The following is a 14406-nucleotide window of genomic DNA, read 5'->3' as shown; positions in this document are numbered from 1 at the left end:
ACGCCAGCCCGTTGCTAAACGGGCTGGCCTATGGCACTATTTTCTTCATCAAAACATGCGTTTATTGTTGTTACGCAGTACAACTATAAAACATTGGCGTAGCCAGGAGGCTGGGGACATACAGGGCAGTATCTCATCATTGACGCATGCCCATCATTTTAATGTTTCCGAGTTGCTTGTTGTTCAGAGGTAGCCTTTAGCGGTCTGTTAAAAATAGCGAATAAAGGATAATCGCCCCAGCAGTTTCTTGCGCATTCATATTCAGACATGTCTATATAGGAATATATGGTCAGATATAGACATTATGTGTGTATCTGACCATGCTGATGAATTAGCTGTTACGTGTAATCAATTAGGAAGATCATGAATAACTGGATAGCAGGATTATCTGAAACAGAGTTGAAGTATATGGCTCCAGCCTTGTTCGTATATGAAGATGATCCAGAAGATGCTGCAATCTTTATGTACAGAGAAGGGTTATCCAAACCTATGGCCGCCGCTGGCGACAAAGAAGTTTTTATTGCCCGAGCCAAACAAGAAAAAGAATCGAGGCCTCCAAAAAGCTATTGGAAGCAGGTCAAACATGAAATTTTCACTTTGATATGCAGGAGTGATTCAAAATACGACCAATTGAGAAAATCACTTGAAGAAGTAAGTGAGCAGGGTACAAAAGTCATAGTTGCTACTGTTGCTGCCTCCGTGGGAAGTATTATGGGCGTCGAGGCAGGCATAACGAAAATATAGGACACCCACAGATTGATAAACGCGCTCTCTGTTCGCGTTTATAGCCGACGGTTCTTGGCTCAGTTTATCCGGTGACAAGCTATAAACGGCTTTTTAGTGAAAATGGCGTATTTCGGACACGCGAACCCTTGCTCGACGCGAGCACTAACGGTAAATATAAGACACCCACAGACTGATTAACGCGCTCTCTGTTCGCGCTTATAGCCGACGGTTCTTGGCTCAGGCTATCCGGTGGAAAGCCATAAACGGCTTTTTAGTGAAAATGGCGTATTTCGGACACGCGAATCCTTGCTAGCCGCTAGCGCTAAGGCTTCTGGAGGAGGGGTAGTTGTCAGCTGGTTTTCGGGTAAAGCTTTCGGCAGTTCTGAATGCCGTGTATCCAGTTTAAGTTTAACGATTCACACAACTCACTGACTTTGGCGACCGGGCCAATGGCTCGGCCAAAACGCCGCTCGATGTGGCAGCAGGTATCAAGCCAGTCTTTTGAGGGTAGGCCAAGCCTGTCGAGTATAGTGGGGAGCTTTGTGTCGATGGCGCCGCGTTTGTCGCCTCGAATGGCGCGACCGGTCCAGTCTACCAGCTCTAGGTAGTCGCTCAGATCAAAAGGCAGGTGGTTGGGTGAGTTGTTTTGATGCTCGCTCCCGGCAAAGGGCATCAGCTCGGCCAGTGCCAAGGGCTTGTCTTGATCGTTACCGGCCGGTGATTCGACTGAGGTGGTGGGCTCTATACCCAGGCGCTCCTGAATGCTGGTAAAGTCTGAGGCCTCGGGGGTATCAGCTATGGTGGCGCGGATGGGGTTAAGGTCTACATAGGCCATACAGCTGAGTATGGCGCGTTCATCCAGCAGCGCCTGGCTTTTAAAGCGCCCCTCAAAGAACCGGCCGGTGCAATTGTCTTCCTGGTTGGCCCAGCGCGCTATGGGTTCATTGAGGCAGCGCATGAACCAGCTGATGTCGCATAGGCGGCTGCGCCATTGTTCGACAACTTCGTCTACTACGTCCACTTCGGGTTTGTTCAGTCTTGCGCCTGTTAGATAGCGCTGAACCAGGGGTGGACCCTTAAACAGTGTCCGCCAGCGGCGAATGATCTCGTCCCGGCTGAGGTTGTCGGAAAGGGGCTTATTAACACGAAGCACCACATGATAGTGGTTGGACATAACAGCGTAAGCGGCCACATCCACTGCAAATACCGCCGATAGCTGCTTGAGTCTCTGCACGATCCAGCCCCTGCGATGCTCAAAGTTGTAGCCTTCCCCCGAGCCACATAGAAAGGCCCGGCGAACGCAGCGCGAGACGCAATGATAATAGGGGGTGTCGTCGAGAGAAATCAGCTGTTTCCGTGGCTGGGTCATAGCTCCTCCTTGAGCACACTGTGATTGTACTTTGGTTCAGCGGTGTGGTGTTGTCAAATATGTGGATGTCCTTGAATCCTTTGCAAAGTGTCAAATATATGGGTGTCCTCGAATCCGGGTGCCAGCCCGGCCCCTCTTTGCGTCCTTTAAGCCTCCCTGAAACTGGTACTTTTGCAAAGTATGAATTAAGTGCATCTTTAGATGAATTAATAGCATTTTTATTCATGTGTTTGCTGGCGTATAAATCACACCTGTTTTCGGCGTTAGGCAAGATGGTTACTGACTGGAACGCTCAAATGCCTTGTAAGACCGAAAGCTAAATTGGATTTATCGGACTATAGGGCAGCGGATTATCATGAATAGCGAGTTTACGTTTTCGATTAAACGCATCGATTTCGATGAAAATTATCACCCTGCGGACAGTACGCGCATTACCACGAACTTCGCCAATTTAGCGCGCGGGGAGAGCCGGCAGGAGAATCTGCGCAACGCGCTCGGGATGATTGACAATCGGTTTAATGCTTTGGCCCATTGGGACAACCCCACAGGCGATCGTTACTCGGTGGAGCTGGAGATAATTTCGGTGGAAATGGATATTGCCGGTAGTGATGATGCCTTTCCGGCCATTGAGGTTCTCAAAACCCATATCGTTGATCGCAAAACGAACAAGCGTATTGAGGGCATTGTGGGTAACAACTTTTCTTCGTACGTGCGCGATTACGACTTTAGTGTGGTGCTGCGCGAGCACAATAAAAATCAAGCGAAGTTTAGTGTTCCTGCAGACTTTGGCGAGTTGCATGGAAAAATATTTAAAAGCTTTATCAGCTCTGCCGCCTACAAACAGAGTTTTCGTAAGCCACCCGTTATTTGTTTGAGTGTGTCGGATAACAAAACTTATAGCCGTACTGAGAATCAGCATCCGGTGTTGGGGGTTGAGTACCAACCGAATGTGTCGTCGCTAACAGAGCAGTATTTTAAAAAAATGGGGCTGCAGGTTCGCTATTTTATGCCGCCCAAGAGTGCGGCGCCTTTGGCGTTCTACTTTTTTGGCGACTTGCTGAGCGATTATAGCAATCTTGAGCTTATCAGCACCATTAGCACAATGGAGACTTTTCAGAAGATCTATCGCCCGGAAATCTACAATGCCAACAGTGAAGCGGGAGCACGCTATCAGCCGAGTTTGCAACACCGTGACTACTCCCTAACTCAGGTTGAGTATGACCGCGAGGAGCGCAGCAAGCTGGGCGTTGAGCAGGGTAAGTTTGCCGAAGAGCATTTTATGAAACCCTATCAAAGCGTTCTGGAGCACTGGGCAGCCAGCTGCGCGGTTTAAGCCATTAGAAAACTCGAGACACCCATGAAAAAATTATTACCAACTTCAACGGCGGGTAGTTTGCCTAAGCCCGCCTGGATTGCTGAACCGGAAAAACTGTGGTCCCCCTGGAAGCTGCAGGGCGATAAATTGATTGAAGGCAAGCAGGACGCTTTGCGTGTGGCCGTGCAAGAGCAACAGCAAGCTGGTATTGATATCGTCAGCGACGGCGAGCAAACCCGACAACACTTTGTGACGACCTTTATCGAGTACTTAAACGGTGTGGATTTTGAACGGCGAAAAACGGTTAAAATTCGCGATCGCTATGAGGCAAGTGTGCCCGTGGTGGTGGATTCTGTGGCCAGGAAAAACCCGGTATTCGTAGACGATGCGAAATTTTTGCGTAACCAAACCCAGCAGCCGATTAAATGGGCGTTACCCGGTCCGATGACCATGATCGATACCCTGTTTGACGATTATTACCAAAGTCGCGAGAAGCTGGCCTGGGAGTTTGCCAAAATTCTTAACCAGGAGGCGAAAGAGCTAGAGGCGGCAGGTGTAGACATTATTCAGTTTGATGAGCCTGCCTTTAATGTATTTTTTGACGAGGTAAACGACTGGGGTATTGCCGCATTGGAAAAGGCCATTGAAGGGCTTCGGTGTGAAACAGCGGTGCATATTTGCTATGGCTATGGCATTAAGGCCAACACTGATTGGAAAAAGACTCTGGGCTCTGAATGGCGTCAGTACGAAGAGGTATTTCCCAAGCTGCAAGCTTCAAGTATTAATTTTATTTCACTGGAATGCCACAACTCTCGCGTGCCAATGGATTTGCTGGAGCTGATTCGCGGTAAAAAAGTGATGGTAGGGGCTATTGATGTGGCAAGCCAGAAAATCGAAACGCCACAGGAGGTCGCCGATACCCTGCGACAAGCCCTAAGGTTTGTGGATGCGGACAAGCTTTACCCTTGCACCAATTGCGGTATGGCGCCCCTGCCGCGACAGGTTGCCAGAGGTAAACTGAATGCCCTGAGTGCGGGTGCACAAATCGTGCGTCAAGAGTTATCAGCTGAAACGGCTTGCTAGTAAACGCCCTCAGCGCCCCGCCTGGTGGGCGTGGCTGAGGCGGATTCGGGATTTTGATTTTAAGGGGATCCATGTTCCTGTTTTTGATGTACTTATTGGTGGGCGCTTTCGCCGGTCTGCTTGCGGGGTTATTTGGCATTGGCGGCGGTATGGTGATTGTGCCGGTACTTATTTTCAGCTTTATCGGCGCCGGTGTCTCGCCGAACGTGCTTACCCATATGGCTGTGGCAACGTCGTTGGCCAGTATTGTGTTTACCTCCATCAGTTCGGTATGGACGCACCACCGTAACAACGCGGTTATTTGGCGAATCGTTAAGCTGATGGCACTGGGCCTTGTGGCCGGTACGGCGATAGGGGTGTTCTTTATTTCCTCGGTACCCGGGCCCGTGCTGCAAAAGCTGATCGGTGTATTCGCGTTACTGCTGTCGATCAAAATGCTGCTTAACTGGCAGCCGCCGGGCGAGGGAAGTGAACCGGGTGCAGTCGGTTTAGGGGTTGCAGGCGGGGTGATAGGGTTTGGCTCGTCCTGGTTCGGCATTGGCGGCGGTACTTTTACCGTGCCTTATTTATCCTGGTTGCGGGTTAGTATGCGAAACGCTGTGGCAACTTCCGCCGCCTGCGGTTTACCCATTGCGCTTGTGGCAACCATTACCAATATAGTTGCGGGCTGGAATCACCCGAACTTACCCCCATGGAGTACCGGTTACGTATACTGGCCAGCGGTGCTGGGCATTGCTATTGCCAGTGTGCCCAGCGCCCGAGTTGGAGCGAAATTGGCCCATTCGCTGGACGCTAAACTTCTTAAAAAATTGTTTGCGGTATTGCTTTTTGTGGTGGGGATTCGTTTTTTAGTGGCCTAACACGCCGCCGACGTTTTCCAGTTATGGCTTTTCCTGCTGGCAGCTCCAGCATAGCTCGAAGCTGGCGTCGTTTTCTTCGCTACACGCTGGGCATTGCCAAGGGGCCCCCATAGCGGTCTCAGCTAGCTGAGCAATAATGCCTTTAGCATGGAGGTAATCGCCCTCGTTCACCCAAAGCTCCGGCCAGGTTTGTAGGGGTGATAACTCACCCATAGCACCGGCGGCAAACTCATTTTCAAGGGTCGATTCTATGCCCTTTTGGCGCAGCAGGTTTGCCGTATTCTCGACAAGAAGTTTGTTCTCGTGGGTATAGACAAGTTTCATATTTTAGCGCTGTGTGAAGCCAAAATAATGGCTATATATTAAAGTATTTTTATAAGTAAAAACATTAAAAGGGTATTTGAAATATAGAGTAACCTTTATATTTCAAATAAATCTTAACATTTTCAAGTAACCGATAACATAACACCCTCGGTTTTAATGAACCCCCTCAAAAGCTTATATTTGTTATATAAGTATCTGTATTTAAAGGGTAAATTGCTGTTGATGAATCCTTGGGGCAACAAGTCACGGCATACCTGAAAGGTGGTATTGATACTCGCGCCATATACATTCCTTAACCTTCACCTCCGCATCATATAGTCAGATCGAAAATATGATGGTAAGTTTTCTGCTGCTCGACGAAACAATAATTCACGCCAAGTAAAAGGCATAAGTTTTTGTCGCAGTAAAGTCATCGGAGATTCAATAATAACAATGAGGTAAGTCTAATGTTATACCGCATATTCATTATGCTGCTCGCCTTATCCACCCTGGGCCTAACCGCCTGTGGAGGCAGCGACGACGATAATAATCCCCCAACTCAAAATGAGCCAGAGCCTGAACCCGAGCCGGAACCTGAGCCAGAGCCGGAACCCGAGCCAGAGCCGGAACCCGAGCCAGAACCTGAGCCAGAGCCGGAACCTGAGCCAGAGCCAGAGCCAGAGCCAGAGCCGGAACCTGAGCCAGAGCCGGAACCCGAGCCGGAACCTGAGCCAGAGCCAGAGCCAGAGCCAGAGCCAGAGCCGGAACCTGAGCCAGAGCCGGAACCTGAGCCAGAGCCGGAACCTGAGCCAGAGCCGGAACCTGAACCAGAGCCGGAACCTGAACCAGAGCCGGAACCTGAGCCAGAGCCGGAACCTGAGCCAGAGCCGGAACCTGAGCCAGAGCCGGAACCAGAGTTTGCAACCATTGATAGTTCAGGAAACGTGAGCTTCGATATGGGCTGGACCAGCGATGAGGGGACGAACTTTTCTTCTATTTCAGGTGGGTACTCATACGAACCTAATGCATCAAGTCAGCAGCTGTATTTTAGAGCTGAAACCCCTATGGATCTACGTGGAAAAGTGCTGACCTTAACTTACAGTGCCTCATCCGATTACAAGGGTAGTGGAGCCAATTTACAACCATTTATTCAATCTCTTTCAGAGAATGGAAGTCCAGGTGAGTGGTGCTGGATTGGAAATGCCGATGTCTCTACAACTGAAGTGGAGGTTAGTTGTGTAATTCCTGATGAGCCAGATTGGAATATTACCGATGATACTGGTTTCAAAGCAGGTATGCATACTAATGGGGATACGGTGACAGGCTCCGTCAGTGTTACCAAGGCTGTACTCGCAGATCCCCCGGAGCCTAGCAGTACTGTAAATGTTGATATGGAAAATAGTTGGAGAGGGAATAATTCGGGGGCTATTGAGTATGTCGCCAATGGAGTCGAACTCACCCCTACTGTTGAAGGAGGCGGTGCAGTATTTGATGTTGTTAGCCCAGTAAACTTCAACAGTGCGACCATTGAATATGAGTTTACAGTTGACAGTACCTATCTGGATGCGGGCTATTCTTTGCAAGCCTTTATCCAGGAGAAGTCGGTATGGGCTGGTGAATTTAGCAATGGCTGGATAGACAATAGTGTTTTGTCTAGCGGTACCTTCACTTATACTATACCCGCTTCTGGCTGGAATATAGCCCACGATGCTGGAGTACAGGTGGGTATTCAGGCGCCGGGTGACTCCGGAGCTACTCGGGAGGGGAGTGTTGTCATTCACAGCGTTACGATTAACTATGCTGAATAAATAAGCTGAACGGGAGTTATCCCGAAGGCCCCGCCAGATGGCGGGGCCTTTTTATTTAAAATTTCATTTTGAGCCCTCTATAGCTCTCGTGTAACCTTTAATTCTATATCGATAACAAAAAGGTGCCCCATGACCATCCAACTAAGAGACGATTTCCCCGCCGAGTTTGAACTCAATAAAACCCCTTATATCGTGGTCTTTGATAATTTTCTAACAGATCAGGAAATCTCCGCGCTTAAAAAAGTGGCCTCTACCAAGTTTCGTCAGGCATTAGTCAGTGGTGCGAAGGGTGGTATTCAGAGCAAGGGTCGAACCGGGCAGAACTGTTGGATTCCCCACCGCGAAACCCCGGTGATTAAAAAAATGTGCCAGCGCGCCAGCGAGTTGGTGGGTTTACCCTTAAACCAGGCCGAATCTCTGCAGATGATCCACTACGGAAAAAGTCAGGAGTACAAGGCGCACTATGATGCCTGGGACCCGGATACCGAACGCGGACAGCGTTGTATGGCGAAGGGTGGCCAGCGTTTGGTGACCTGTCTTTTTTACTTAAACGATGTCGCCGAAGGTGGCGGTACCGGATTTCCCAAGTTGGATCTTGAGATAGACGCCAGGCGCGGCCGTATGGTGATGTTCTATAACTGCATTCCCAATAGCACGCAGCGCCACCCCGACAGTTTACACGGCGGGTTGCCAGTGGTAGACGGAGAAAAGTGGGCGTGTAATTTATGGTTTCGAGAAGGTCGGTTACGTTAATCTTCCGTTAAATACAGGAATGTAAAAAATGAGCACTGAAAAGCTCTTAAACAGCGCTGCTATCTATTAAGGCAACAAAAGACGCCGTCTCACCTATCAATGGCTTTTTGGCTTGTTTTGGGGTTCATCTCTGGTGTTGATGTTCGTGAGTGATTCACAATGGGCTGGTTTGGATCTGACGCTGAAATTTATAGGCTTGGTATTTCTATCGTTAGCAATGCACAAGGCCGGTTGCGCCAAGTGTGGTAAATTGCCAAGCTGGAAGTGGAGTACAACGCGATGTAAGTCGTGCGGTGAAAACCTGTCTATAGCGTGGTCGGAACAAGACGATGAGCCTAAACAGAACAACGGTACTTAAACCAGCCAAGCTTTACCGGCTGATTACCTTTATTATTGTATTGCTGCTGAATCCTTCGGCCCTGGCCGCCAGTGACAGCGCTGAGTCCAGCGAAGGGCTGGATGTCGATAATCTGCATAGCAGTGGGCAACTGATTACCACCCAATCCGCGCCACCCGACGCCGAAATTAAAAATCGGCTACAAGCCATTCTCGATAGTTCCCAGCAATTTTCACAGCTCCAGCTTCGCGTCGACAATGGATTGGTGTTTATCGATGGCTATGCCGAAAAGCGTGCTTTTATCGACTGGGCCGGTGAAATTGCCGATAACACCGAAGGCGTAGTTGCGGTTGTCAATAATCTTGAGATGAGCCCGGTTGACTACTTTAGTGCATCGGTTTTTAAGGCTGAGTTTTTGAGCGCCTGGGGTAGATTCGTTCACGCACTACCTCTGCTGCTGGCAGCGGTTATTACTTTCGTGTTTTTCTTTCTAGTTTCTCGCCCTATTTCCGCATTCGTGGTGGGGCCAGTGCGCTACGTTACCGACAGTGAGCTGATTAAGGTCGTGTTGCGCCGCATCGTCGCGGTATTTGTAGTGCTGTTAGGGCTGTATTTCTTTTTGCGCATAGCGGGCCTAACCCAGTTTGCCGTCGCAATTATGAGTGGTACGGGCCTGCTTGGTTTGGTGGTAGGTTTTGCCTTCCGTGATATTGCCGAAAACTTTATCGCTAGCTTGCTGATCAGCATGCAGCGGCCTTTTCGTTTGGGCGACGTTATTGACGTGTCGGGGTACAGAGGGGTGGTGCAAAAAGTAACGACCCGGGGAACCACACTGGTTGATTTTGATGGCAACCATATTCAGGTTCCCAACGCCACAATCTACAAAAACGTTATTCAAAACTTTTCTGCGAATCCCAATATACGGGGAAATTTTTTAATTGGTGTGGGTTACGATGCGAAAGTGCGCTTCGCCCAGGAAACGGCTATGAGCATAATGTTGGAGCATCCGGCGGTGCTCAGCGATCCCGAACCTCAGGTGCTGATTGAAGATCTAGCCTCTTCCACCATTAATTTGCGGGTTTATTTCTGGGTGGATGCCAATCAGTACAGTGTTATTAAAGTTGCCTCGGCGCTAATGCGGCAAATCGTGCGTGCCTTTGAGGCGGCCGATGTTTCTATGCCCGATGATGCGCGCGAGATTATTTTTCCTCAGGGCGTTCCCTGGATTGAGCAAGAACAATCCACTGCTGCACCTCAGGGCCGGTCTGTGCCACCCGCGCAGACCCAGGATGCAAAAGCCCCGACGTCTAATCCAGCCACAGAGCGTTTGCTGGACGATCTAGACAGCGACACCCAGGCTATTCAAGAGCAGGCTAAAAATTCCCGCGACCCAGAAGAGGGGAAGAATATTATTTAAGTTGCAATTTCCCCAATAGCCAAACTGTTGACGGCGATCAGGGAGCCTAAGGGGAAGCTAGTGCTAGAATCTTGCGCGGGTTATATCCACGCACAACTTCGCCGTTAATCACCATAAGCGGCACACCATTCCCGTCAAGCGCCCGGTATTCGCGCTCGCCTTTTGCCGATTTTTCAATGTCGTATTCAGTGTAAGGAATGTTGTGCTCGCGCAATAGCTCGCGGGTTTTCTTGCAGTAGCCACACCAGCTGGTGGCGTAAAGGGTGGTTTCGTCACCGTAGCCCTTAACCACCTCCGTGCCAGGTGCAAACGGGTTAGGTATGAATCCGGATTTCAATAAAACGGCTGCACATAGCAAGATAAAAAATATTTTTTTCACGGTTGTCCTTTAAAGGTTAATGGTGGCCTGGCTGATAGAGCGATCTGTGTTCGAGAGGCTCTAGGTCGCTTCCGAGAAGGAGCTTTTGAAGGTGCAACCAAAGGGTAATTCATAGTACCCCTCAGGCTCCAAAAGAATATAGTAGCTAATGACATGATCACTGTACTCGTTGGCATACTCTCGGTGAAACCGCGTTTTCTTATATTGGAACTGCTTTCCCTCAATGTTTAACGTTACGCTTTCTTCATTGCTTTGCCAGCGGCCTGTCGCCAGCGCGGCTTCACCCACCGGCAGGCTAAAATCATTGGCAATGGCTCGACCATCGTCGAACAGCTCGTAAACATACTCTTTGTCGCAATCCGTACTGATGAAGTCCGCGTCGGTTTCGGTAATTGGAAAAGTATTTCTCACCTGAAGCGCAGGAGATGTGTATGGCTGAAAACCGGCGGGAATAAGATATACCCCGATATTGCCTGCCGTATACTCGTGTTTTCCCAATTGCTTGCTGGGCGGCGTGTATCTGTGATCTGCCGAGAAACCGTGGGCGGCTAAAATGGTATCAATCGTATTCAGATCATTATCAATCCCATCGTGCGGGGTGTAGAGAATCAAGTTGCGATAAGCGGGTGGCTCATTGTGCTGGCGCTCGACGACAAAGCCCTGAGCTTGAAGCTCTGCCCGAATTGCCTTTTGCTCAGCGGTGGTGAGCTTATCCGCGTGAAGATGCACGATGGTGCGCGAGCAACCCGAGAGGCCAAAAAACAACAGAAAAAAACAGAGTATTAGGGTTTTTATCATAGTCACATCCTGGTGTGAGGTTCTTTGATTATTATTATTTCAAATTTGGTATTGCTAGCGACGCCGCAAGAAAGCCCAGTAAATTTCCAGAGCTGCACCGACCGGCAATATTAGTACTACGGCCATTTCCGGCCCTAAAAGATAGGCCAGAAAGGCGAGTAAAACGACCAATAAAAGCAAAAGCCACACGCGTAGTTTATTAAGTGCCATACAGAGCTTCAATTAAGTAAAAAACCAATAACCCAGTAGGGTCGCGGCAATAATGCCCGCGCCGTCGGCGAGCAGCGCGCAGGCCAGGGCGTAGCGGGTGTGAGTAATGGCCACTGCACCACAGTATACCGCCAAAACGTAAAAGGTGGTTTCGGTGCTGCCTTGGTAGGCCGATGCCAGACGCCCGGCAAAAGCGTCAGCGCCATAGGTTTCCATGGTTTCGATCATCAGTGCGCGCGAGCCCGAGCCCGAAAAAGGCTTCATAATGGCGGTGGGCAGAGCATCGACAAAGCGTGTATCGCCGCCGCAGTAAGCCACTACAAAACGCAGTTGCTCTAGTGATAAATCCAGCAGACCCGAGGCGCGCAACAGTCCCAGCGCAAAAAGCATAGCGACCAAATAGGGAATAATACCAATGGCAATATCAAAACCATTTTTGGCTCCGTCGATAAACGCGTCGTACATTTTTACACGGCGTTTAAAACCGTAAGCGAATAGGCCCGCGATTAATGCCAGCAGGGTTAGATTGCCCACAAGTGCCGAGCGCTTACCGATCTCGCCGTCGTCGATGCTCGCGGCCAGTAATCCGCCCAAGATTACCGCGGCCCCGATAAAGTAAGCCAACACCACCGGCGACCAGAGCCGCAGCTTTTGTATCCAGGCGACGGTCAATAATCCCACCAGCGTGGAACAGCTGGTGGCTAATAGAACCGGTAAAAATACATCGGTGGGCGCGGCGGCTCCCAGCTGGGCGCGATAAACAAACACCGTCGTGGGAATTAAAGTCACCGACGAAGTGTTGATGACTAAAAACAAAATCTGCGCATTGCTGAGTATGGCAGGCGTTTTATTGTGCACCTGCAGATCGCGCATGGCCTGAATCCCGGCCGGGGTGGCGGCATTGTCCAGCCCCAACATGTTAGCCGCCATATTCATACTGATACTGCTAATGGCTTTATCGCCTCTGGGCACCTCAGGCATCAGGCGGCTAAACAGCGGCGCCAGCGCGCGGGCCAGCTTTTCACTCAAGCCGCTGACATTCGCGATCTGCATTAGCCCCAGCCAGAAACACATAACGCCAATTAAGCCCAGACAAATCTTGGTGGCGAGTTCGGCCATCTCGAACAGCGATGCCACCAAAGCATCGGCTACTTCGGCCTGGCCCATTACGGTGGCGCCAATGCCCCAGAGCAGCGAAACCAGTATCAATGTCGCCCAAATACGATTCAGCACCTTAGCTCCCTAGGGCCTGTTCACAATAGCCATAAACCCAGTGCCCCAATACAGCCCCAGGCTAACAGGTTGATCATCAGCCCCGCGCGCGCCATGTCGGCCACGCTGAGGCGTTCGGCGGCAAATACAATGGCATTGGGCGGGGTGGCTACAGGCATCATAAAGGCGCAACTGGCCGCGACGGCGGCGGGGATGACCAGGGTTTGCGGCGCTAGGCCGACGGCTACTGCCAAAGCCCCCAATAAAGGTAAAAAAGCCGCTGCCGTGGCGGTGTTACTGGTTATTTCGGTCAGGAAAATAATTAACCCCGCCACCACCAGTACTAGCACCAATGGGGGCCAGCCGGCCGCACCTTGCAGCATATCGGCCAGTGCCTGGGCCAGGCCGCTGCTGCTCATTAGCTGCGCCAGGGCCAGACCGCCGCCAAACAATAGCAATACCCCCCAGGGCAGGGTTTTGCTGTGCTCCCAGTCCATTAGCGCCGAGCCTTTTCCGTCGCCAGCGGGCAGGGCGTGCAACGCGATGGCAGCGCCGAGCGCTATACTGGTATCGGTTAGGCCCGGCACCCAGGTGGCCAGCAGCGGGCGCAAGACCCAGCAAAGGGCCGTAATCACAAACACCAGCGCGACGCGTTTTTCCATGGTGCTCATGGCGCCAAGCTCGGTAAGCTGGGTGCGCAACACGGCGCTAGAGGCAGTGGTATTGGCCTTAGTCTGGGTATTTAAATCGCGCCCCAGCCACCACCAGCAAAGCAGTAGCAGGGTGGCCGACAGGGGTAAACCCATTGCCATCCAGCCGATAAACGTGAGGTTAATATTGTGTTCCTGCTCTAAATAGGCGGCCATCAGCGCATTGGGCGGGGTGCCTATTAAAGTGGCTACACCGCCTATGCTGGCGGCATAGGCCACACCCAGCAACAAGCGGCGGGCCGCTATCGGGGATTCGTCAGAAGGTGTTTGCACGATGACCGACAGAGCAATGGGCAGCATCATAATCGCGGTGGCGGTATTGCTGACCCACATGCTTAACAGGGCTGTGGCCAGCATAAACGCCCCCAGTTGGCGTCTGGGGCTGCCGCCAAAGTACACCAGAAGCATCAGGGCAATGCGGCGGTGCAGTTGCCAGCGTTCCATGGCCAACCCCAGCACAAAGCCGCCCAAAAATAAAAAGACCAAAGGGTGCCCATAGCTGGCGCCCAGGGTTTTGAGATCGGCCAAACCCAGCAGGGGCGCCGCTAATAGGGGTAAAAGGGCGGTTACCGCAAAAGGCAGTACCTGCGCAATCCAGAAAATAGCCATAACGGCGGCAAGCCCTGCCGTTTGCCAGGCCGGGACACTCAAGGTGCCCGGTGGGGGCAGCACGAACGTCGCCATAAATGCGGCTGCACCTAACAGGGCGGCCCACAGGCGGGTGGTTGTACGCATGGTTGTTCCTTGGCCAAATACGGTTATTCTGCCCCGCCCAGGCGATGGGGTAAACCCACATTCGGGGTAGGGGATTCGTGGCGAATCTGGTTCACCTAAATGCCATTACCCAAGGGGCATCGCAGCGGGTATAGATGCGCCGGTAATCGACGTGCAAAAGTCTGGGTGCTAATCGGCCCGTATTGCCAGTCAGCCTTCGTTTAAGGTAAGCGCTAATGCTTTTGGCCGGAACTTCGCATAAATCCTGAAAAGTCAGGCTACAAAAGTGTAACTGTCATTTTGAATATAACTTGAATATGAAAAGTGTCACAATTTATTCGCTAAACCCTAACGAAATCGGCGTTTGTTCAATATTTTAATGTGAAATTTTTATAGATTTGCTGTCTTACTA

General features: G+C 50.9%; 15 protein-coding genes. 8 read left to right on the top strand and 7 right to left on the bottom strand.

Annotated features, from left to right (window positions below; translation table 11 throughout):
- The first annotated feature begins 363 nt into the window (after positions 1-363).
- Complete coding sequence (locus tag M6D89_RS10425) at positions 364-744, top strand: hypothetical protein (protein ID WP_253968003.1); 381 nt, start codon at positions 364-366, stop codon at positions 742-744.
- 331 nt (positions 745-1075) lie between these two features.
- Here M6D89_RS10425 and M6D89_RS10420 read toward each other — a convergent pair whose 3' ends face one another.
- Positions 1076-2095 (bottom strand): transposase, encoded by a 1020-nt coding sequence (locus M6D89_RS10420; RefSeq protein WP_253968002.1) that lies wholly within the window; start codon positions 2093-2095, stop codon positions 1076-1078.
- Between the two features lie 20 nt (positions 2096-2115).
- Between M6D89_RS10420 and M6D89_RS10415 the strand changes: the two genes are divergently transcribed.
- The 4 genes from M6D89_RS10415 (at position 2116) to M6D89_RS10400 (ending at position 5353) form a co-directional block, all read left to right on the top strand.
- Positions 2116-2415 (top strand): hypothetical protein, encoded by a 300-nt coding sequence (locus M6D89_RS10415; protein WP_253968001.1) that lies wholly within the window; start codon positions 2116-2118, stop codon positions 2413-2415.
- Between the two features lie 35 nt (positions 2416-2450).
- Positions 2451-3428, top strand: a complete 978-nt coding sequence (locus M6D89_RS10410; RefSeq protein ID WP_253968000.1) for a DUF1852 domain-containing protein — start codon at positions 2451-2453, stop codon at positions 3426-3428.
- A 24-nt stretch (positions 3429-3452) separates the two neighbouring features.
- Positions 3453-4493: a methionine synthase gene (locus tag M6D89_RS10405; RefSeq protein ID WP_253967999.1), complete on the top strand. Its 1041-nt coding sequence runs from the start codon at positions 3453-3455 to the stop codon at positions 4491-4493.
- 71 nt (positions 4494-4564) lie between these two features.
- Entirely contained in the window at positions 4565-5353 is a 789-nt protein-coding gene (locus M6D89_RS10400; protein WP_253967998.1) for a sulfite exporter TauE/SafE family protein, read from the top strand.
- Between the two features lie 21 nt (positions 5354-5374).
- On the opposite strand, the gene M6D89_RS10395 is transcribed toward M6D89_RS10400, so the two are convergent.
- Together M6D89_RS10395 and M6D89_RS10390 are read right to left on the bottom strand one after the other, a co-directional pair.
- Positions 5375-5677: a putative signal transducing protein gene (locus M6D89_RS10395; protein WP_253967997.1), complete on the bottom strand. Its 303-nt coding sequence runs from the start codon at positions 5675-5677 to the stop codon at positions 5375-5377.
- A gap of 465 nt (positions 5678-6142) precedes the next feature.
- Complete coding sequence (locus M6D89_RS10390; RefSeq protein ID WP_253967996.1) at positions 6143-6580, bottom strand: hypothetical protein; 438 nt, start codon at positions 6578-6580, stop codon at positions 6143-6145.
- Between the two features lie 32 nt (positions 6581-6612).
- Between M6D89_RS10390 and M6D89_RS10385 the strand changes: the two genes are divergently transcribed.
- From M6D89_RS10385 to M6D89_RS10375, 3 genes are all read left to right on the top strand, one after another.
- On the top strand, positions 6613-7464 hold the full coding sequence (locus M6D89_RS10385) for a family 15 carbohydrate-binding domain-containing protein (RefSeq protein ID WP_253967995.1): 852 nt from the start codon (positions 6613-6615) through the stop codon (positions 7462-7464).
- Between the two features lie 129 nt (positions 7465-7593).
- Positions 7594-8217 (top strand): prolyl hydroxylase family protein, encoded by a 624-nt coding sequence (locus M6D89_RS10380; protein ID WP_253967994.1) that lies wholly within the window; start codon positions 7594-7596, stop codon positions 8215-8217.
- 329 nt (positions 8218-8546) lie between these two features.
- Positions 8547-9971: a mechanosensitive ion channel family protein gene (locus M6D89_RS10375; protein WP_253967993.1), complete on the top strand. Its 1425-nt coding sequence runs from the start codon at positions 8547-8549 to the stop codon at positions 9969-9971.
- A gap of 46 nt (positions 9972-10017) precedes the next feature.
- On the opposite strand, the gene M6D89_RS10370 is transcribed toward M6D89_RS10375, so the two are convergent.
- The 4 genes from M6D89_RS10370 to M6D89_RS10355 form a co-directional block, all read right to left on the bottom strand.
- On the bottom strand, positions 10018-10350 hold the full coding sequence (locus tag M6D89_RS10370) for a glutaredoxin family protein (RefSeq protein ID WP_253967992.1): 333 nt from the start codon (positions 10348-10350) through the stop codon (positions 10018-10020).
- Positions 10351-10410: 60 nt separating this feature from the next.
- Positions 10411-11148, bottom strand: a complete 738-nt coding sequence (locus tag M6D89_RS10365) for a hypothetical protein (protein ID WP_253967991.1) — start codon at positions 11146-11148, stop codon at positions 10411-10413.
- Positions 11149-11370: 222 nt separating this feature from the next.
- Positions 11371-12591, bottom strand: a complete 1221-nt coding sequence (locus M6D89_RS10360) for a nucleoside recognition domain-containing protein (RefSeq protein ID WP_253967990.1) — start codon at positions 12589-12591, stop codon at positions 11371-11373.
- A gap of 20 nt (positions 12592-12611) precedes the next feature.
- A complete protein-coding gene (locus tag M6D89_RS10355; protein WP_253967989.1) occupies positions 12612-14015 on the bottom strand; it encodes an SLC13 family permease in 1404 nt (467 codons plus the stop codon).
- Positions 14016-14406: the final 391 nt, after the last annotated feature.

The organism is Gilvimarinus xylanilyticus (assembly GCF_024195295.1).
Classification (GTDB): domain Bacteria; phylum Pseudomonadota; class Gammaproteobacteria; order Pseudomonadales; family Cellvibrionaceae; genus Gilvimarinus; species Gilvimarinus xylanilyticus.
This window is presented reverse-complemented; position numbering and strand designations above follow the sequence as displayed.

Excerpts from the sequence above, each read along its gene's own strand:
- M6D89_RS10410 (WP_253968000.1), top strand. The coding sequence starts at position 2,451 with ATGAATAGCGAGTTTACGTTTTCGATTAAACGCATCGATTTCGATGAA.
- M6D89_RS10405 (WP_253967999.1), top strand. The coding sequence starts at position 3,453 with ATGAAAAAATTATTACCAACTTCAACGGCGGGTAGTTTGCCTAAGCCC.
- M6D89_RS10395 (WP_253967997.1), bottom strand. The coding sequence starts at position 5,677 with ATGAAACTTGTCTATACCCACGAGAACAAACTTCTTGTCGAGAATACG.
- M6D89_RS10375 (WP_253967993.1), top strand. The coding sequence starts at position 8,547 with ATGAGCCTAAACAGAACAACGGTACTTAAACCAGCCAAGCTTTACCGG.
- M6D89_RS10400 (WP_253967998.1), top strand. The coding sequence starts at position 4,565 with ATGTTCCTGTTTTTGATGTACTTATTGGTGGGCGCTTTCGCCGGTCTG.
- M6D89_RS10365 (WP_253967991.1), bottom strand. The coding sequence starts at position 11,148 with ATGATAAAAACCCTAATACTCTGTTTTTTTCTGTTGTTTTTTGGCCTC.
- M6D89_RS10420 (WP_253968002.1), bottom strand. The coding sequence starts at position 2,095 with ATGACCCAGCCACGGAAACAGCTGATTTCTCTCGACGACACCCCCTAT.
- M6D89_RS10385 (WP_253967995.1), top strand. The coding sequence starts at position 6,613 with ATGGGCTGGACCAGCGATGAGGGGACGAACTTTTCTTCTATTTCAGGT.
- M6D89_RS10355 (WP_253967989.1), bottom strand. The coding sequence starts at position 14,015 with ATGCGTACAACCACCCGCCTGTGGGCCGCCCTGTTAGGTGCAGCCGCA.
- M6D89_RS10425 (WP_253968003.1), top strand. The coding sequence starts at position 364 with ATGAATAACTGGATAGCAGGATTATCTGAAACAGAGTTGAAGTATATG.
- M6D89_RS10380 (WP_253967994.1), top strand. The coding sequence starts at position 7,594 with ATGACCATCCAACTAAGAGACGATTTCCCCGCCGAGTTTGAACTCAAT.